17 protein-coding genes and 1 pseudogene are annotated in these 19170 nt (G+C 60.1%); 4 read left to right on the top strand and 14 right to left on the bottom strand.

All coding sequences use genetic code 11. The features are described from left to right. Window positions 1–7 precede the first annotated feature (7 nt). From ACFOJ9_RS06200 to ACFOJ9_RS06185, 4 genes are read right to left on the bottom strand one after another with little or no spacing between them, the layout of a single operon-like run. The gene (locus ACFOJ9_RS06200) at window positions 8–1015 is read right to left on the bottom strand and encodes a tyrosine-type recombinase/integrase (protein ID WP_378977680.1); all 1008 of its coding nucleotides are present in this window, start codon (window positions 1013–1015) and stop codon (window positions 8–10) included. Continuing rightward, the gene (locus tag ACFOJ9_RS06195) at window positions 1012–1932 is read right to left on the bottom strand and encodes a tyrosine-type recombinase/integrase (protein ID WP_378977678.1); all 921 of its coding nucleotides are present in this window, start codon (window positions 1930–1932) and stop codon (window positions 1012–1014) included. The genes ACFOJ9_RS06200 and ACFOJ9_RS06195 overlap by 4 nt, the downstream gene beginning before the upstream one ends. Further along, a complete protein-coding gene (locus ACFOJ9_RS06190; protein ID WP_378977676.1) occupies window positions 1926–2219 on the bottom strand; it encodes a tyrosine-type recombinase/integrase in 294 nt (97 codons plus the stop codon). Before ACFOJ9_RS06190 ends, ACFOJ9_RS06195 begins: the two co-directional genes overlap by 7 nt. Further along, window positions 2107–3156 (bottom strand): tyrosine-type recombinase/integrase, encoded by a 1050-nt coding sequence (locus ACFOJ9_RS06185; RefSeq protein WP_378977674.1) that lies wholly within the window; start codon window positions 3154–3156, stop codon window positions 2107–2109. The genes ACFOJ9_RS06190 and ACFOJ9_RS06185 overlap by 113 nt, the downstream gene beginning before the upstream one ends. A gap of 392 nt (window positions 3157–3548) precedes the next feature. On the opposite strand from ACFOJ9_RS06185, the gene ACFOJ9_RS06180 reads away from it, so the two are divergent. Next, on the top strand, window positions 3549–3851 hold the full coding sequence (locus ACFOJ9_RS06180; protein WP_378977672.1) for a DUF736 domain-containing protein: 303 nt from the start codon (window positions 3549–3551) through the stop codon (window positions 3849–3851). 36 nt (window positions 3852–3887) lie between these two features. On the opposite strand, the gene ACFOJ9_RS06175 is transcribed toward ACFOJ9_RS06180, so the two are convergent. The 4 genes and pseudogenes from ACFOJ9_RS06175 to ACFOJ9_RS06160 all read right to left on the bottom strand — a co-directional run bounded on the left by ACFOJ9_RS06175 (window position 3888) and on the right by ACFOJ9_RS06160 (window position 10910). Further along, window positions 3888–6320 (bottom strand): TOTE conflict system archaeo-eukaryotic primase domain-containing protein, encoded by a 2433-nt coding sequence (locus tag ACFOJ9_RS06175; RefSeq protein ID WP_378977671.1) that lies wholly within the window; start codon window positions 6318–6320, stop codon window positions 3888–3890. 184 nt (window positions 6321–6504) lie between these two features. Continuing rightward, window positions 6505–6660: pseudogene (locus ACFOJ9_RS06170) on the bottom strand (DUF736 family protein); the annotation flags it as partial. A gap of 817 nt (window positions 6661–7477) precedes the next feature. Further along, the gene (locus ACFOJ9_RS06165) at window positions 7478–9586 is read right to left on the bottom strand and encodes a ParB/RepB/Spo0J family partition protein (RefSeq protein ID WP_378977669.1); all 2109 of its coding nucleotides are present in this window, start codon (window positions 9584–9586) and stop codon (window positions 7478–7480) included. Window positions 9587–10028: 442 nt separating this feature from the next. After that, on the bottom strand, window positions 10029–10910 hold the full coding sequence (locus ACFOJ9_RS06160; protein WP_378977667.1) for a PD-(D/E)XK nuclease domain-containing protein: 882 nt from the start codon (window positions 10908–10910) through the stop codon (window positions 10029–10031). Window positions 10911–11141: 231 nt separating this feature from the next. Between ACFOJ9_RS06160 and ACFOJ9_RS06155 the strand changes: the two genes are divergently transcribed. Then, window positions 11142–12227: a hypothetical protein gene (locus ACFOJ9_RS06155; RefSeq protein ID WP_378977665.1), complete on the top strand. Its 1086-nt coding sequence runs from the start codon at window positions 11142–11144 to the stop codon at window positions 12225–12227. Window positions 12228–12271: 44 nt separating this feature from the next. Here the strand turns inward: ACFOJ9_RS06155 and ACFOJ9_RS06150 are convergent, their stop codons facing one another. After that, the gene (locus ACFOJ9_RS06150; RefSeq protein WP_378977663.1) at window positions 12272–12598 is read right to left on the bottom strand and encodes a DUF1403 family protein; all 327 of its coding nucleotides are present in this window, start codon (window positions 12596–12598) and stop codon (window positions 12272–12274) included. 40 nt (window positions 12599–12638) lie between these two features. After that, complete coding sequence (locus ACFOJ9_RS06145; protein WP_378977661.1) at window positions 12639–12728, bottom strand: hypothetical protein; 90 nt, start codon at window positions 12726–12728, stop codon at window positions 12639–12641. A gap of 828 nt (window positions 12729–13556) precedes the next feature. On the opposite strand from ACFOJ9_RS06145, the gene ACFOJ9_RS06140 reads away from it, so the two are divergent. Next, the gene (locus ACFOJ9_RS06140) at window positions 13557–13847 is read left to right on the top strand and encodes a hypothetical protein (protein WP_378977659.1); all 291 of its coding nucleotides are present in this window, start codon (window positions 13557–13559) and stop codon (window positions 13845–13847) included. A 189-nt stretch (window positions 13848–14036) separates the two neighbouring features. Continuing rightward, window positions 14037–15226, top strand: a protein-coding gene (locus ACFOJ9_RS06135) for an IS3 family transposase (RefSeq protein ID WP_378977657.1) whose coding sequence is annotated in 2 segments (ribosomal slippage) — window positions 14037–14289 and window positions 14289–15226 — 1191 coding nt in all. Because the reading frame shifts where the segments join, the coding sequence is not laid out codon by codon here. Between the two features lie 15 nt (window positions 15227–15241). On the opposite strand, the gene ACFOJ9_RS06130 is transcribed toward ACFOJ9_RS06135, so the two are convergent. The 4 genes from ACFOJ9_RS06130 to ACFOJ9_RS06115 all read right to left on the bottom strand — a co-directional run bounded on the left by ACFOJ9_RS06130 (window position 15242) and on the right by ACFOJ9_RS06115 (window position 19169). Beyond that, the gene (locus ACFOJ9_RS06130) at window positions 15242–15505 is read right to left on the bottom strand and encodes a hypothetical protein (RefSeq protein ID WP_378977656.1); all 264 of its coding nucleotides are present in this window, start codon (window positions 15503–15505) and stop codon (window positions 15242–15244) included. 450 nt (window positions 15506–15955) lie between these two features. Continuing rightward, window positions 15956–16534 carry a tyrosine-type recombinase/integrase gene (locus ACFOJ9_RS06125; protein ID WP_378977654.1) on the bottom strand — a complete coding sequence of 193 codons (579 nt, stop codon included), beginning with the start codon at window positions 16532–16534 and terminating at the stop codon, window positions 15956–15958. A gap of 222 nt (window positions 16535–16756) precedes the next feature. Further along, the gene (locus ACFOJ9_RS06120; RefSeq protein ID WP_378987599.1) at window positions 16757–17725 is read right to left on the bottom strand and encodes a radical SAM protein; all 969 of its coding nucleotides are present in this window, start codon (window positions 17723–17725) and stop codon (window positions 16757–16759) included. A 124-nt stretch (window positions 17726–17849) separates the two neighbouring features. Then, complete coding sequence (locus tag ACFOJ9_RS06115) at window positions 17850–19169, bottom strand: HlyD family type I secretion periplasmic adaptor subunit (protein ID WP_378977652.1); 1320 nt, start codon at window positions 19167–19169, stop codon at window positions 17850–17852. Between the last annotated feature and the right edge of the window lies 1 nt (window position 19170).

Genomic DNA, 19170 nt, shown 5'->3' with positions numbered 1-19170 from the left:
TTCCGCCTCACGTCGGCACGGTATGCGCATCGGCCATCAGCGACGCGATCAATGCGTCGGGCGCTTTGAACCGACCGCGACGAAGCTCCGGCGGCAACACCGCCTCGACGGCCTCGAGCTTTTCGGACGGATCCATCCGCAGGTACACCTCGGTCGTGCGGATATCGGCGTGGCCGAGCCATAGCGCGACCTTGCGGATGTCGCGCGTGGCCTGCAGCATGAGAACCGCACAACTGTGCCGCAGAAGATGGGGCGACAGCGACCGGCCGATCAGCTTCGGGCATCGAGCCGCGGCCGCCTTTGCATGCTTTTCGAGGATATACTCGAAGCCGGCGCGGGTCATTGCCATCCCTTGAGCGTTGACGAACAGCTCCGTCGCCGGTGGCTTTCCGCGTACCGCAAGCCAGGCGCGCACGTCGCGGGCCGTTTCTTTCCAGAGCGGAAGGCTGCGTTCGCGCCGGCCCTTACCGAACACCAGGATGCTCGGACTGGGTTGCAGCGTCACGTTGTCCAGGGTGAGGCCGACCAGTTCGGAGACGCGCAGGCCACCGGCGAAGCAAAGGTGCAGCATCGCCCGGTCCCGTAGCCCCAGGCGCGTCGTTGTATCGGGCGCATCGAGCACGGCTCGGACCTCGTCCATGGTCAGGTGACGGATGAGCTTGTGGTCATGGCGCTTGCCGGGGATAGCGTTGATCTGGGCGATCTGCTCCAGGGCGCTTGGGTGCCGCAGCTCAACGTAGCGCATGAACGCCTTGATCGCAGCGAGCCGCAGGTTGCGGGTCGCCGCGCCGTTGCCGCGATCATGTTCGATGTGATGCAGGAACACGAGCACCATCTCCGCGTCGATCTGCTCGAGCTGGAGCAAAGACGGGCGCGTGTGCAAGCGCCCGGCAGCGAAGGCGAACAGCAGCCGGAAGCTGTGTGCATAGGCCTCGCAGGAGTGCGGACTGTAGCCGCGCTGCTGCGGCATGTGCTCGCGCATGAAGCGGGTGATGAGCGGAGCGATCGGCGTCATGGACGCCTCCCGTCGATCAACGCCTCGGCGGCGGCGGCGATATCGCCCATGAGGTTAGGCGTGGCTTCCAGATACCAGTAGGTATGCCGGATGCTCGCGTGGCCAAGATAGGTGGAGAGCGCGACGAAGTCCCGCGCAACATCATCCCGGCGCATCGCGCATTGCTCCAGCACGCGGGTCGCGAAGGTGTGGCGCAGATCATGGATACGTGGGCGACGTGACCGATCTTGACCGACGCCAGCCTTGCGCAGGATCACATGGAAAGTACTCTCGACAGTCCCAAGCGGCATCTGTTTAGCATCCACCGAGAGGAACACATGGTCGTCCGTCCCGGCGAACCGCCGGCGGACCTCAAGATAGACCCGCAGCGCCTCGACCACGCTGGCATGCATCGGCACGAGCCGGCTCTTGTTGAACTTGGTCTGGCGGATGTGCAGCACGCCGTCGGGCAGCAGATCGTCCAACCTCAGGTTCAGAGCCTCCGATATCCGCAGGCCCGTCGACGCCAGCAGCCCGATCAGCATCACATAGATGTGGCGCCTGAGCGGGCTGGGCTTCTGGCGCCGCAGATTGCCCGCGGCGTCGAGCATGCGCGCCAGTTCCTCGGATGTGTAGATATAAGGCGCGGGACGTGTTGCAGCACTGTGGTTGGGATGATGGTGCGGCACCTCGTGCGCACGATCCTCGGCGTGCAGGAAGCGCGCGAAGAGCGCGATCTCCCGAAGCCGCCGCTGGTGACTGCGCGGGGTCGACGAGACGGCCGCCGTCCAGGTGATCGCGGTCTCGCGGCGAACATGGGTATCGCCCCAGTCGACCGCATAGCGCGTGAACGCGGTGAGGTGTCGGGCCGTCTTTGCGAGCTTAAAGCCGAGCGAGCGGCGCAGCTCGATGTAACGATCGGCATCATCGGTCAGCATGGCGACCTCCCCGGCCAGGGCTGCGCGATAGCCGCCAGAAGCGCGATATCGACCTTGGCGTAATGCGCCGTCATCTCCGGCGACCGATGGCGCAGCACCGTGCCCACATTGGTCAGGCTGACGCCGTGGCGCAGCATCGCCGTGGCCGCCGAGTGCCGCAGGATATGCGCGCCTTTATAGTGGCTCTCGACACCCCCGCGTTTCAGCGCGCGCTTGACCAGGCATTTGACCGTGATGCGGTCGATCGGTCGCAGCGGCGCATATTCGGTAATGAACAGGGATGGCACGGCCAGCGTTGGCCGGCTGCGTGCGTTCGATATAGGCAAGCAGCGCGTCGCCGATCTCCTGGGTGAGCGGCAGCAGTTCTTCGCGCCGGCCTTTGCCGAACAGGCGGATGCTGCCCTGCCGCCAGTCGATATCGCCGAAGCTGAGCCGTGCCACCTCGCTCGCCCGAAGTCCGAGCCGGACCAGCATCAGGATGATAGCCCGGTCGCGCAGGCGACGCTCTCCCTCGCACGCTCCGATGATCCGCGTGATATCGGCATCGGGCAGAAAGCGCGGGATCGAGGCCAGCCGCCAGCCAGCAACATTGGGCATGGCGTGGTCGAGCCCAGGCCGGCATCGTCCTGTCGCGATCAGGAAGCGCAGGAACGCGCGGATGCCAACCGATATCCCCTTCATCCGAGCGATCGATACCGCTTTCGCGCGTTCGGTCATGTACGCCCGGATCGTCACCGCGTCGTAGGCGCTCGGCGTCTCCCCCAGCGCATCGATGAAGGGAGTGATCGTCCCAAGATACGTGGCCAGCGTCGTTTCGGCCAGACCGCGCTGCTCACGGGCCCAGGCCGCAAACTCAGCCACGAGGGCCCCAACCGACTTAGCCGGCAGGCACGCCAACACGCCGCGATCCTCGAGATAGGCGATGAACAGCTTGGCGATCTCGACCGCATCCTGGTTGACGTCGCCTCGGAAGCGCGGGCGCTGTCCCGCTGCGATCAAGGCGAACGATGCAGCATATGCCTCACGGATCGCGGCGAGCGTATAATTCTCAGCGCGCGCCCAGTGCGTCCAACTCGCAAGCAGCCGCATCTTCTCGATGACGGTGCGTGGCGTGTACCGTCGGTCACGCAACCATTGCGCAAAGTCCGCCGCGTGGTCCGCAGCCATCCCCGCCTTCAAGCGGTTCTCGACCGCGTTCTTACGAACATAAACACCTGTCGGCATGTCGCCTCCTTTTGCATGTGGAGGCGGGACTATGATCCGAGGTCGCTGTCATTCGGAACGTGAGCGATTGTACCTGGTGCTGTCATGCGGCGTGAGAACGCCCACCCGGATCTGGGAGGTTCTGCCGGGTGCCGTGATGCCCTGCGACCGACGGGCCTTGTTCTGGGCGGATCTGCCCCGCGATGCGGTCTGCGACCCGGCCTCTTCCCCACAACAGCGCGTGGCGATCTTCTTCCCCGCGGCTGCGCCGCTCCTCGCGCAACAACAAGATCGCCACGCGCCGTCCTTCGCATGCGCTGCGGCCTGATGGTGCGGGTTGGCCGTCCCGGGGCTCCAGATCGCCACAAGGCCGCGATGGTCGCGGGCTTGAACACAGCACAGGAGTTCACACCATGTCCCAGATCGGTTCGTTCACCCTCAGCAATGACGGCACCTACACCGGCACCATCAAGACCCTCGCCATCGACGCCAAGGCGCGTCTCATCCCCAGCGATCCCGCCGCCACCAGCGACAAGGCGCCCGACCTCAGGGTCATCGTCTCCGGCGTCGAGATCGGTGCCGCCTGGCGCCGGACCTCCAAGGAGGATCGGACCTACCACTCGGTCAAGCTCGACGATCCCTCCTTCAGCGCACCCATCTACGCCAACCTCTTCGAAGGCGACGATGGCAAATATGCCCTGATCTGGTCGCGCTGATCGACACCGCGGCGCCCCGGTCACAACGGGGCGCCGCTACTCGATCACGTAGCCCAGCGCGCGATAACCCGCTCGTCGCTTCCCAGCCATCCGGGCGAGAACCGGAACCGTCTGATCGACATAGTCCACGACCAGAACATCCCTCTTTCCGTCATGCTCCCGATGCAGCCGGCCGACATACTGCGCCAGGGTTCCCTTCCAGGCGATCGGCATCGTCAGGAACAGCGTGTCGAGACGAGCATCATCGAAGCCTTCGCCGATATAGCGGCCTGTCGCGAGTATCAGGCGCTCATGATCATCGGAGACATTCAATGCGGCGTTAGCTGTTTTGCGATCGGTCGCCGACATGCCGCCGCGCAGGACCACGAGATTTCTCACGAATGGCGAGAACCTCTTCTGAAGATAATCGAGGTGGTCTTTCCGCTCCGTCAGAACAATGGGCGAACGCTTGGCCTCAAGCGATTTCAGCACATCATCGAAGATCAGATCATTCCGACCATCGTCATGCGCCAGCGCTGCATAGATTGCAGGCATTGATGGTCGTTCGGCGGAGGCCAGCGATGCCGGGAGTTCAAACTGCGTCGAGCGATCGCGCGCGCGGTGGCGGATACCACGTTCGGCGGCTTGAACCCGTGCATCGACCCTATGGCGAACAGGGCCGCATTGCATGAAGATGATCGGATGGTGCCCATCTTTCCGGGCAACCGTCGCCGACAGGCCGACGACGTATCGCGCCTTCGACCGCCGGGCGACAAGCTCAAAGCTGGCTGCGGACAGGTGATGACATTCATCGACGATCAGATGGCCGTAATCGGCGACCATGTCCGCAACTTCACCCTTGCGCACCAGGCTCTGGATGAGCGCAACATCAATGACACCCGTCGGCTTTCTTTTCCCGCCGCCAATAACGCCGATCTGCTTTGGATCTATCTGCAAAAAGGTTCGTAGACGTTCCACCCATTGATCGAGCAGCTCTCGTCGGTGGACCAGAATGAGCGTGTTTCGAGCACGGTGCGCAACGAGCGCCGCCGCGACGACCGTCTTGCCAAAGGCGGTCGTCGCGGCAAGCACGCCGTTCTCATGCGCGGCGAGAGCATCGAACGCCGCCAACTGCGGCCGTCGTAATTCGCCCTGGAAGGATACGTCTGCGGGAAGTGCCGTGCCGATTTCGCGCAGATCTTCCAGATCGGCAACTGCGCCATGGCTTTTGATGAGATCGATTACTTCCTCAAGGCAACCCCGAGGTAGAGCGACATGCTGCGCATATAGCTCGGCGCACGAGACGACCCGAGGCTTGCCGAACGTCGGCAGCCGCATTGCCTGGGCGCGATAGAACTCCGGATTCTGGAACGCTGCCAGACGAACAAGCTGCGCAATCAGGGCCGATGGAAGTTCTGTCCTGTCGATGTAAACCTGATCGGCGACCACGATCCTGATGTAGTGCGGTATCGCGGCCTCAATACGCCGCGGCGCACTGCGGCGCGACGGCGACATCTTCCACGGCTCGTCGGCATGTTCGTCGTCCACCGGCATGCGGACGCCCAAAACCCGACCTGACAGCTCCGCCTCGTCCGCGATCCTGAAGGCCAGGTCAGCCGACAATCTGGGCAGGGACGACAGATACGCCCATTGGTCGTCGTAAGGTCGCAAATCCTTGTCGACAAAAATGCTGTTGCCGCTCTCCCGTGCCTTTCTCTGCAACGGCAGTGCAATCAGATTGCCAAAGCCCCCAAGGGGCATCGTGTCCTGATTGGGAAAGAAGCGATCATAGGATTTAAAGCCGATCTCGGGGCGTTTTTCCATCGTCTCCGTGATCAGGGCAGAGCCCATCTGCCTGGCGGTCCTTGCCGGAACAGGCTCCGAGAAGAATATCCAGACATGGCCACCATTCCCCGACCTCGACCGCTCCAGGGCGGCGGCAATTCCTTTCGAATGACAGGTGCTGAGCAAGGCCCTGGCGTCATCCGCCCAGCTATCCTTGTCGAAGTCGGCGGCAAGGAACCAGCATGTCTCGTCTTGCAGTAATGGATACACCCCGGCGACAAAATCCCCCGAGCGAGCATCGCCGCCGCGCAGATGCTTTTCGATGATGTCCTCGGATGGCGGTACGAACGCCTGATGCGGGCATTCCCCGCATTTCACCTTCGGCTTGCCGCAAATCCCCTTGGCCCACTCGTTCGAGCATGCCGGCGAATATCCTGAACCTCCCGTCTTCCTGTTTTCCCATCGAACCGGAAAGACATCGGGACGCCCAGCAAACAGACGGCGGAACAACTCAATTTTCTCTGCCGATGACGAGTTATTGGTGACAAGCGCATCGGCAAAGGCTGTGCGCTCGCCAGCATGGCTGTCGGATATCAGCTTCTGCTCAAGTGTTTCCAGTTCGCGCGCAAGCGCCAGCCGCTCCGCATCCAGAGCAGCCAACCGTCGCCGGATGTGCGCGATTTCATCAGAAACTTCGTCAGCCAAGCTTCCGCCTGCGTCTCTACGTTCATCTTGTTGCCCAAACATAGCCCAAAACCACCTCGGGCTTAAGACGCGCAGTGCCTGACCGGCAGCTGTTCAATCTGGGATTATGCGGAGCAGAACTCGCCGAAACTGACGGAAAAACAAGCCTTCAGAGGCCGGCACTCCGCATAATCCCGCGCTACGCATAATCGGTGGCGCCGGCGAAGATGCGGTAGTCCGGACCCTTTTCATTGTCGCCTTCGGCGGGGACGAAATCGACTGCCTTGACGTTGAGGTTGAGGGTCTTGACCGAGCCCTTGAAGCCCTTTGCGGTGCTGGTGAACATGCCGATGGTAGCCATTGTGGTGTTTCCCTTGGTTTGACCGGGCCGCGCCCATCGCGACCTCGATGGAGGTCTTGAGACCGGAGAGGATCGGCCTGCACCCACCGGGGTCCTCGTTGCGCTTGCGCAATGGGGTGGTCCTTCGGGCTGGAACGAAGTGGAAGGCGGCCAGCGATGGCTTTTTTGCTTCGCGATGCAAAGCCGGCCTTTTGGGCCGGCGGCGGAAAAAAGTCAGCGCTGGACGTTGCAGGAAGACGATCGAGGCGAAGCCGGTCTTCGGTCAGACCCAATCCATTCGAGGACGCAGTGGGCGTGTCCAGCCAGCAGGCGAGGAGGAACCGCCGCAATGGCTATGTGGCAGCACTTCTCATCCGGACCGCAAACGCTCCTGGGCCGATCTGAAAGCTAGACCATCCTTGCCGGCAAGACGGCGATTGCCGCCGCCCCCGGAGAATGGAAATCAAGGCAAGACGCTCGCGCTGGCGGTACTTCATCAGTCGCGGCATGGATATCAGACACATCCCTGAGGGTCAGACGATCACAGCTTCGAGCCTTCCAACGATCCAAGGGGCTCATCTGGATCACGCAATGCGGGCATGGTCGAGATCAGCAACAGGGCGAACACGCGTCAAGCTGAACCGATGGGCTGTCGTGCCATTCGCCTCAAGCAGAAAACAGGCTTGCGGCGGCCGAGGCATCGCCATGGGAGGAGCCGCCACACCTTGCTGCTGTCCCCTATGCCGTGCAGTCGAGGTCCCCGGCCACGCTGACCAGCGTGGCCGGAAAATTCTAAACAGGTGTCCGGGAGCCGCCTTGGCGGCTCCGGGTTCTTCCATCACTCGGCGGCGACGTCGAAGCCCTCACCTGCCCCGCTCGCACCGGCGCCGTCAGAAGATGCAGGATCTGCATCGTCCAGGGGCACGAGGTCTGTCATGGGAGGCGCGTCCGTCATCACTTCCCCGGCTGTCAGATCAAGCGGATCGGCAACCGTCGCGGGGTCGATGGTCCGTAGCAGCACCGGCAGCCAGCCGGTCTCGGCCAGCAACTGCTCAGCGGCTTCGGCCATCGGATGCTTCTTCAACGCCACAAGCCTCTCCGCTGCTTCGTCGCTGGCAGCTTCGCTCACTGCGGCGAGGATGTTCGCCTTGGTGATCCGCCCGAGATAGGTTCGCACGGTGGGCGTCCAGTGTGCCGTCATGTCAAGGCCAAGCGCTGCCGCCAGTCTGTCCGCCGTCTCATGAGCGCGCGGCTTGCGCTCCCAAGGCTGCTTCACGGCATTGACGGTGAGCGAGGCGCAATGCGCGAACAACGCCATGACACTTGCGTGGTCGAGCGCGGCGATGAAGCCCCACAGGTCCGCGACGTTGGCCGGCATGTCCGCCGCCCATCCCACATGACGATCCGCCAGCGCCTTGGCCGCTGCCGTGTCCTCGATGCCATCGGCGTGACCGCCGAGATGCGTGCTCGTCGGCCGGACTTCCAGGCAATGGGCTTCCATGCCCTGATAGAACGCCTGCACTGCCAGCGTATGCGTCACGGCGATAAGGGCAATGTCTGGCTGTTCGCCGAGTGCAAGGCGAAGGCCGAGTGTCCTGTGGGCAGTCAGGTCGCGGACGAGAAGGTCGGAAAGCGGCTTGCCATCTTCCTCCGCATCTTCGTCGCTTCCGCCATCGGGGTCCGACCCGACATCCGCCTCGATGATTTCGCCATCACCATCGATGATGGTGTGGCCGTCTGCCTCCAGTTCCGGCACTTCGTCTTCGGCGCGAATGAAACCACGCTCAATGCGAGCCGTCCCGTCATGGGAAAGCATGACGAACACGCCACCGCGCGTGATGACATCCGGGTCGTAAGCGTGGCGCATGGCGTCGATGCGCTCAATCTCAGCCTCAAGCTCGCCGAAACGCTGATCGACATCGTCAGGCAGTTCCTCGGCGCTCTTCCACTCCTCCGTCAGTTGGTTGAACGTGGCGAGCACCGCCTGATAGGCTGCTTCGTCTTCTTCCGACAAGACCACCGGCTTCGGGTAGGTATGGCGCAGGCCGTGCGCGTGCGGATAGTCGATGTGGACATCAGCCCATTTCCAGCCCTCGGCCTGGCTGATGGTTTCGGCAATACCTTGCAGCTTCTCAATGACCATGCGGTCGAGCAAAGCCGCATCGTCATAGAAGCCGCCACGATCATCGGTGAACAGGTCGCGGATGATCATGCCGCCTGCCTCGATATAGGCTTCCGCGCCGACGAAGACGGCACGCCGATCGCCAGCCGCGACATGGGTTCGCGTCAGTTCGCGACGGATGATGTAGGGCTCGCGGTTGTAGGTGAGGCTGTCGAAAACCTGTTCCTGCCGGGCGTGATCGTCAGTAATGGCAAAAGCCATCAGATGGTCTAGCGTCAGATCACCGTCACGATAAACCTGCATGAGCTTGGGGCTGACGGCTCCGAGCCGCAGACGCTGCCGCACGACATGCGCGGTGACGCCGAAGCGGGCGGCGATTTCCTCCGCACCCCATCCGCGTTCTACATTGAGGCGCTGGAACGCCTCGAACTGGTCGGCGGGGTGCATATCTTCGCGGGTGATGTTCTCGTCCAGGCTGATCTCATGCGGATCGTTCTTGATATCGATGACGCAGCGGATCGGTTCGGTCTTCTTGATCTGCTTGCGCTTCACCCGCAAAAGCTGCGCCAGCCTGCGGCCTTCGCCGATGGTGACGAAGTAGAAGCCGGTTGCGGTCCCCTCGTCGTCAAGCTCAGGCTCGATCACTAGGTTTTGCAGGATGCCTTTGGCGGCGATGCTTGCCGCATAGGCTTCGATGATCGCCTCGCTATGCGGCGTCTTGCGCGCATTGCGGGGCGACTTCTTCAGTTTGTTCAGCGCAATGAAAACTTCCGCACCGCTCTCGCCGGCTATCGTGGTTTGCGCACTCTTTGCATGGATGGTCATGGTTCTGGTCCTTTCCCGTTACATGCCGAAGGCATGCCCCTCGGCATGCCTTCCGGGGGCGCGCGAGCGCGCGGCAGAGAGGGGGGCGAATGCCGGCGAGCGGAGCTGGGCTGCGCGTCGAGCGGGGCGGATCGGATCAGTTCAACGGATGATAATCAGCGCCGCCTTGCGACCGGGCGGCCCCGCTCTGCGCAGGCGGCATTCGCGGGGGAGAGACGGCCAAGACCATCTCTCCCCCAATTTGCGACGTCGGAAATCGAAATTAGCTCAGTCGACGGTTGGCCGGCCAACGATCAAATTCCAGACTGCCTTTTTGTGCGGCTTTCGAAGCACAAAAGGCGAGCATGGGGCGCCCACCAGGTAAGCATAAAAACTCAAAGCCACCTGAGCCATCGAGCTGAACATTAGCCCGCGTCTTCCCAAAGCCTGCTCACGCCTCGAGCTATTTTTGCTTCTTTTGTGCAGTTAGCTTCAGCGGCTTTGCGATCGGCGGCGCACTCGCTGCCGGTTGCGCCGCTCCGCCCCCATGAACGAGAACAATCCGCCAATGCGGCCCTATCCCGCTGGTCTGAAATTCTCGCCTGACCTTTTCGATATGCGCGTATTGGTCACTGCAATAGATAACAGCGAAAAACGTGCTGTAGCCGCTGTCGTTCACATATGCTCGCGTGTCTGTGTAAAGTTCATCCACTTTTGTCTTCAGATCATTTTCACTCCTGGAGAATTTGTATTCTACGAGGGACTTGACTGACTTAATCGCGAACTCTGGCTTGTAAGTTTTCAATGGTCGCGGAAGGCTATACTGCGATATCACGTCGTGGAATGCGTAGTTCAAGACCTTTTCCACCGCGTCATAAATTTCTTTTTCGCTCCTTGGAGCGGGGATACCGGACTCCACGAGGATCTTGCGTGTATTCTCAAGAATATTCTGAAGGACGGCGATCGAGGAAATGTCTTTCCCATCGATCATAACATCGATCGAATTGAAAATGCCTCGTATTTCGTCGAAGGAAGGGCATTCCATATATTCGTCGAAAACAGCGCTCGCCTGTGTGAGGGTATCCCTGTGCCGATTAAGGGCCTTTGAAATCTGCCGGCAGAGCAACGGGAGATGCATACGCTCGGCCAATATTGCAACATCGCGGTAAAGCTTTTTGATGTGGAAACTGAGTTCCTCGTCCAGCTCAACCATTTCGTCAGAGGGGTCCTCGTCTGCCTCCTGCAGAGATCGAGGTTGGAGCTGTAGAAGGCGCCACAAAACATTCGAAGTCTCGCCGATCGATGTTCTGATGCTCTCTGCAAGCAATTGTTCTTCGGTGCCCATATGTCGATTTCCGTTATGATCTTCCAGGGACATTTATGACGGCTGGATATGAATACTTTCCGTATCTCAGCATCGCCCTCTACGCGACTGAAGCAGCTGCTCAACCAGGAGAGATGCGCACGGTTTAATGTGCGGAAGAACAAATGAAAAGCGTTTGCGAGGTCTTTCAATCGCCAACCGACTCTTCCATCTTGTCGGAATTGAGCGTCAGTGGCGGAAACGACGCCTAAAATGACATGGACGGAGCGCGAGATGAAATGGGGAGATAGCAAGCGGGATTTTGATACCGTCTTGGCGGTGTGGCCAGCCTACAATTCCCTCAACGGCTTTTGGGAAATGCACGAACTTGCCGTCGGTCAGGCGGGTGCGCCGAAGTGGCGTGACCGCCGGATTCCCACTTCAGACGGTGGTGTCAGATTGGACCGCCATCCTGATGCCGAATCCGCCTTTGCCGCGAGCACAAGTTTGAATGCGCGCTATCCTTCAGACCTCCTGCGAATCCCGATGGAAGAAAATACCCGGCGTTCGCTGCAGCTGAAAGCATTAAAGGCCCTCCAGGCGAAACAACGATTGCTTTCCGAGGAAGCGCTCATGCTCGCCGAAGCGAAGCGGCGAAAAGCCGCGGTGCCGGCGCCCCTGGCGTCGGAGCTGCAGCTTACCAAGAGGGCTGAACCGTTTCGGCAAGCTCTGGCAGTTGCCTTGGCTGCATTTCCCTACGTGACTGGTATTCGCGTCGGCGAGTTGCGCGAAAGGCTCGCGATGGGCAAGTCCTACGAGGGCGTCTGGGACGTGTTAGCAAACGGTTCCCTTCACAAGCGTGGCGCCGCGCTTATCGAACGATCGAAGATTGCATCCGGCTTTGATCTGAATCCGACGGAACACTGGGGAGAGGTAAAGGCCAAAATTCGCCAAATCCTGCTTCCCCGCGCCAATCAGCTGCTGCAGCTGGCAAGCGTTAGGCGGCTGCTCGACGAAGCCCTTGCACGCGGCGAGCGTGTGCTCGTCTGCAACGGGGTCGTCTTCTGGTATGAGCAACACGGTCAAGTCGGCTGGCAGGTCAAAACGACAAATAGCGGACAATCCGATGATGGAACGACCCTTTGGATTGAAGGGACCATCGTTTCTGCCAACCACGGCCGCTTAGTGATTCTGCCGTTCATTAAGGAAAACGGCGACCGAGTTAAAGGACATACAAGAAACGCCCCAAATGATGGTCCTGCCAAGCCAAGACATCCGAGCCAGTACGTCGAGATTCCCTTTAAGGTATTGGACGGCGATCTTATGATCGACCTTTTTGGAGAACTACCGTACGAATGAGTTTAGCAGCGGCACAGGAAAAGGCCATTTCAGCAGCGTGGCAATCACACTGACAGAGACCGCCCAAGCGAGCGTCTGGGCGGACGGCCAGGATCGCCGCCACAAGGTCCGCCGCGGCGAAGGGTGTCGACCGGCCCGACTGCAATGCGCCGTCGGCATTGTCCACGGCAGCCGCCAGCCGGTCGTCCCAGGCGAGGCCCAGCAGGCGGCGAGTTCGGCGACGTCTTTCGAGGAAAAGCCGGGTTTTCTGCTCGCGATCCTTTGTAGGCCGAAAACACCTTTCCGGTGAGGCCGGGGACGTCGCCAGCTGCGGAAAGCAGCACGGCGTCGCGCAGCGCCTTCTCATCCTCGTTCCGGCCCAGCAATCGCATCGCCGTGGCGGCACATTTGAGGGGCTTGACGGGAGCGCCATCAGCCGGCCCAAACGGGCTCGGAGCGAACGAGATCATCAAGTGATTTCAGCGCGATACCAGCACTAAAGGCGGCAACCGCTTCCGTCATCTCGCGCCCACGCGGCATTGCCCATGCCGGCAGAGGGCAAGGCACCACAGACGTCGAAGAAAGCTAGCGAATCCATGCCGGCAAGGTTACACCGTGCGTGCAGCTCGTGCCAATATTTTTGATATTAACCGCACGGTATGTCTTGATCACATAATGAATGATATTGCTACCTTATCGAATATGTCAGAGCGGCAGATATTAATTTGGCTATACAAGGGCGATCAACTAAGAACCAAAACTAATAGTTATTTCGTAAAAAGTTTCTGCATACGAGAATCTACGCACCCGCGGCAATTAAATATTATCACACCGCTTATAATCTGTGATTTGTATCGACGACGTGTCACTTCACTCAGCCGTGGCAGCGAATCCTGAATTGGCAGTTCGGCGAGTGTGGGGAATGGCGATAGCGTTCTAGTACTACCATCGTCTCACACACCAATCTCTTGAGCCAGCGCATCCACTGGCTCCCAAAATTGATGGGGCCCCTTTCCATCCATGAAAACGACAACCCTGCCCCTAAGCTGCGAGGCTTGCGCTTGCGTATGGTTTCGGCAATCCTGACAAGATGCGACGTTCGCCTCTTGGGTTTATGCTGGCGCTGGCAAAAATACGGTCGGCTGAAAAGCCCTCCGCCCGTGCGGAGGAATGGAAGCCGTTTTCAACGGCCGCTACAGACTCCGCGACTGTCCCCAAGGTGTACTACCCGCCAGAGGAGTTGGAACGGCAGCGAGAGAACATGAGGCGAGCGACCGAACATGCCACCGCCTACATCGCCGTTGAATTGGAAAGAGCAAAAGAGCGCAGACAACGGCGCCACAGGCGACAATGACCCGAGTATCCTTTGCTGAAGAGCTTGAAAGCGCCGCGGATCGCATAGCGGACATGTCGCGGCCGGATCTGCAGATCATCTTGCGTCGCGCTGCCTTGATGCTCAGGAATGTTGCCGGTTTGTCCCTGGAGCCGGCGACTGAGGATGCGCTCAACAGCATAGCTGCCGAGATGAAAGTGAGCCGATCCGACCTCATACAGATTGTATTGCGCGAGTGGCTGGAGACGAACGCCTATCTCCCAGTGCGTACCATCGACGAGGAGAGCGAAACCGACGGGAGCGCATAAGGAGGGTGACGCCGCGGTTGTCATTCATCTCCAGATGATTTGCCGCGCCCTCCTCGATTTCCGCGTCGGCGACCGTCGGCGCCCTAAAGAAGAACGGCGTATAAACCGCAGTCCTTCGCGCGCTGACCTGCCCCTAAGAATTTCCTCCATCTGAGATTAGAGTCCGGCCCTTGATCGAAGGACGGACTGATGAAGAGAAAGCGGTTCACAGAAGAGCAGATCATTGCGGTTCTGCGCGAGCATGAGGCGGGTGTAAAGGCGGGCGATCTGGCCCGCAAGCACGGGGTCTCGGAGGCGACGCTGTATAATTGGAAGGCGAAGTATGGCGGGATGGACGTGTCCGACGCCAAGCGGCTGAAGGCGCTGGAAGACGAGAACGCCAAGCTGAAGAAGCTGCTCGCCGATCAGATGCTGGAAGCCTCGGCGCTGCGTGAGCTTCTGTCAAAAAAATGGTAGGGTCCGCCGCCAAGCGCGAAGCCGTCGCGCATCTGCAGGCCGTCATGGGTCTGTCGGAGCGTCGGGCCTGTTCCTTTGTGGGCGCCGATCGCAAGATGATCCGCTACCGGTCAAGGCGTCCGCCCGAGACGGAGCTGCGTGGCAGGTTGCGCGACCTCGCCAACGAGCGCCGACGCTTTGGCTACAGGCGGCTGTTCATCCTGCTCAGGCGCGAGGGCGAGGCATCTGGGGTCAACCGCATCTATCGTCTGTACCGCGAGGAGGGCCTGACGGTGCGCAAGCGCCGGGCAAGGCGGCGAGCGGTCGGCACGCGGGCGCCGATCCTGGTCGAGGCAAAGCCGAACGCGCGCTGGTCGCTGGATTTCGTGCATGACCAGTTCGCCTGCGGCCGCAGGTTTCGCGTGCTCAACGTCGTCGACGACGTGACGCGCGAATGCCTGGCGGCGATCCCGGACACCTCGATCTCCGGCCGTCGGGTTGCCCGTGAACTGACGGAACTGATCACCCAGCGCGGCAAGCCGCGCATGATCGTCTCCGATCACGGCACCGAGTTCACCTCGAACGCCATCCTCGCCTGGTCGAAGGATTACAGGATCGAATGGCACTACATCGCGCCGGGCAAGCCGATGCAGAACGGCTATGTCGAGAGTTTCAACGGCCGGATGCGCGATGAGCTGTTGAACGAGAGCCTGTTCTTCGGTCTCGACCACGCCCGAAGCGCCATCGCCGAATGGAGGGAGGACTTCAACACCGCGAGGCCACATTCCTCGCTCGGCTACCAGACCCCGGCAGCCTATGCCCAGGTCATCACCGCAACCGGCTCCGACGCTGTGCTGATGGAAGGCTCCGCGCCTCCGCCGGTTGCTCAACCCGCGCCACAAGGCGTAACAAAAACGGTCGAGGCTCTAATCGCAGCTGGATGACAGTTCAGTGGCAGGTCACGCCACGTCGAGGCCGGCGTGAACGCTGCCATCGATGATGGTCTGTGGCGGTATCTTCACCCCGCCCGGTGTCAAGATTTTCTCCATCACATGCCGACTGTTGTAGTGGATTAGCAACATGCCCGGCCGACGCCGGATGGCGGCTTGCCAGGCCGCCTGACTCACCGTGGAATCGGGGGAATGCGAAATAGTTTCTGACAAAGCCTGCTCCTCGCGATCCCAGACCTCGATCCGAAAATTGTCTTCCGCTGTTTCCGCCATAGCTTCGCCGGCAAGCGCGATTGACGCCGAGCCATGGTCCTTTGCTGCTCAAGATCACGCTGAAATAAGGAACAAATAGCGGCGGGAAGCTGATCTAGGAATGTTGATTCTTGCTGGATCAAAGCGCGATGGAGTCGGTTCTAGGCTTTTGTCCTTGGCTCGGCTGAAAGCGGTTTTTGGTTGGCGTCGCACGACGCGTCGGTGATCGAAGACCTGATCCAGAACCTCTAGGGGCATCGACGAAGTTGTCGGCACGAGATGTTTGCACGATAAAGCCTGTGTTAGGAAGCTTTAGGGAAATGTCGACTTGCACCAGCTTGCATCCATCTATGCCACGGATGCAGTGTCGGGATTTATGCGACGAAGTGAGCAGGCGATTCGTGCGAGGGTTGGTTTAGGCGAAAGAATGCTTCAAGGGTTGGGGACGCGAGGTGATCCGTTGGGACGGTTTTATACCGATCCCCTAATTGGACAAGCTTTTGTCAGCCTGTTCGATCGCCGGCACGCAACTTCAATTCTAGACCTCGGTTCGGGGAGAGGTTCGCTGACCGTCAGCATGCGTGTGGAGTCGATGTCGTCGACCTTGAGGTGCGCGACCTCGGATACGCGCAGGCCTGCGCCATAGGCGACACCGAGCGCGGCCTTGTACTTGATGCCTGGCGCCGCCTCGAGCAGCCGCGCCGCTTCCTCCACGCTCAGCACGTCGGGCAGCTTGCGCGGATATCGGGTGACCACCAGTGCGCGGGCCAGATCGCGTCGCTTCAGCGTCACCGTGAACAGGAAGCGCAGGGCCGAGACCGCGCCGTTGATCGTCGCAGGACCGACGCCGCTCTCATGCTGATGCAACTGGAAGCACCGGATGTCCTCGGTCATGGCGGTGTCGGGAGCGCGGCCAAGGAACGCGGCGAAGCGCCGGATATGACGAACATAGTCCTGCTGCGTATGCGGTCCCAGACCCCGCATCAGCATGTCTTGCTGCATGCGCTGGCGAAGCGGCGTGGTCGGAGCATCGGTCGACAAGGTAGCCATGGCAAGTTCCTCTCGTTGAAGGGAACTCCATGGTCGGATCGCGGGCTCTCCCCGCTCAAGGCCTATGAATACCGCGCCATTTCAGAAACAGGCGACCTCCCGCGAAGCGGGTTCGTGCATGGGGCCGGAAGCGGACTAACGGCTTGGGACCTCGGAGTGTCAGAAGCGGACATTCCGGTGCCCCATGCATCGACTTGAACTGGCTAGAAGTTGCCGTCAAGCTTATCTGCTGTTGGTACGGTCTTCAGTCGACGAATGCGCAAAGGCTTGACTCAGAAATGGCAAGACCCAGCAGCCGACACAGGGCTTCGGTACTATTCCGTTGGCGAGTTGACTGCCCATGGCATCTCGGCGACCGATAAGCGTTTCCCGATCCGTTTCTTCCACGTTTCCAAAAGACCACTCGGTATTCTTGATGTGGCAACACGGCATCATCTCGCCCTCGGCCGATACATAACCAGCTTTGGACAACCACGGGCACGTGTTCGGCCGGGTTGGGAGTTCGGCAAAAAGCCGCGCATAGAAGCCGACATTGCTGCCGCTTTTGTTGATTGTCGCATTCGATAGGAAGCGCACCAGAAACTGCCCCAAAGTGCGTTTCTCATTCTGCGAAAGGATTTCGCCGGTCAGTTGCTCGGAATAGCAGTCCGAATAGCTTGGCATCTCTTGGAGGCCCTGAAACGAGATGCCGCCATCAAGGCCCAACTCCCGATATAGAGCGACGATAGAATCCAATTGATCGAGCGTGCTCTTCAATACGGTTACGTTCAACCCGATCACCGGCAGCTTTAGCCCTTCAGTATCCCTCGCCTGCTTCAATCGCCTGATGCCCTCAATAACCTTCGGGAAGCTCCCACCTCGAATTTGCTCGAACTTGGCATCGTCCGGAGATTCCAGGGAGAAACCGATCCTCTCAACGGGCCTTTTCAGAATTTGCTCGACACGAGCAGGGCTCATCAAACTGCCATTGGTGATCAGGGATATCTTCGCCCCAAGGCGTGCTGCGCCGTCCGCGATGTCGAAGAAGTCCCGGTTCAGCAGTGGTTCGCCTTCGCCCTGCAGTTCGATCGCCTCGATGTTTGGAAAGAGTTCAAAGACACGTACACTGGTGCTGAGTTCCAGGTCGAGCTGATGCATGTGTCGACCAACGCAGAATCCGCACGTGAAATTGCAGCGCGTCGTTGGCTCCATCTGCAACAAGGTCAAATCTGACATCGTGGTTCGGCTCGCGTTCACCGCAGGCTGACCACTGCCGCCGCAGACACCTCGATATAAAGCGGGTTCATCATCAAGCTTTGCCTCTCATGGAGTTCGGCTATTCCTCAACAAAAGCCCGATGGAATGAATCCATAAGCGGCCTGACCAGATATTCCAGGAAGGTCCGGTTCCCGGTGCTGATGAATGCCTCGACCGGCATGCCTGGATAGAGTTGGTCGACTGTTACCGGCGCTGGCAGATCGTCTGTAATCCGAAGCTTCGCCCGGTAGTATGGTTCATGGGTAGTTTCGTCCATGAGCCGATCGGCGGAGACGTCGATGACTGTTGCCGCGACATCGGGCGTGAGCCGGGTGTTGAGCGCGGTTAGCCGCAGCCTCGCATCCTGACCTGTGTGCACGGAATCGATATCTCTGGGGCTGAGCTTCGCCTCGACGATCAGATGCGAGCTTGTCGGCAGGATTTCTATGACTTTCTCGCCCGGTGCGACAACGGCTCCTGGGGAATTGTATACTGCCGAGACAACGATGCCGTCGGTGGGCGAGCGCACGATGGTACGTAGAAGCACCGCTTTTGCCGCCGACAACTGCTCCTCGATGTCTGCAAAAGAGGCGCGTGTTTCAGCCAATTGGCTGACGGCCTGCTCGACCCTCTGCGTCTTGCTGCGCTCGATCTGCTCCCGCGCTTCAACAATCTGGCTGCGGGTTGATGCCAGTTCGGATTCGATCGAACCTGCCTGGCCGATCAGGTCTGCCTGGTTGCGCTGGATTTGCGTGTACTCAAAATGGTTCGTCAGTCCCTGATCGACGAGCGACTTCTTGCGTTTCAGTTCATCCGCCACAATCGATAACTGATTGTCGATCGCCTGTTTTTGGGCAGCCAGTCCAATGAGCGACTCCTGCAACGTGGCTACGCGTTGATTGAGGATGTCCTGTTCCGATCGGAAACGGTCGAGCCGCGCCTCGAATTCCTTTCTTTGCTCGTCGACGAGATTGACGAGTTCGCCGTCATTGAGAGCGGTGGCAACCGCATCATCCAGAGTGAGGTCGGGTGCACCGTCGCGCTCTGCTACAAGGCGCTGGGCAGTTGCTGACAACGATATGAACTGTTTGCTGAGCCGATTGACCTGTGTCTTGGCCGTCGTATCGTCGAGAAGGATCAACTCTTGGCCTGCCTTGACCCGGTCGCCTTCCTCAACACGCGTACTCTTGATGATGCCGCCCTCAAGATGCTGGATACGAACATTGCGACCGGCGGCCGCAACGGTCCCGGGCGCGACAGCCGCTCCTGAGAGTGGCGCGGTTGCTGCCCAATAGCCGAAACACCCGACGAGCAGGGCGATGGAGCCATATCCGGCAAGTGCCACCCATCGGGTCTGCGAGCGGATGTCTCTTTCCCACGCGAAGGCGGTCGCAGCCATT

It is taken from the genome of Mesorhizobium cantuariense (assembly GCF_042647205.1).
GTDB classification, from domain to species: domain Bacteria; phylum Pseudomonadota; class Alphaproteobacteria; order Rhizobiales; family Rhizobiaceae; genus Mesorhizobium; species Mesorhizobium cantuariense.
The sequence above is the reverse complement of the archived record's forward strand: the minus strand, read 5'-3'. Positions and strand labels throughout refer to the sequence as shown.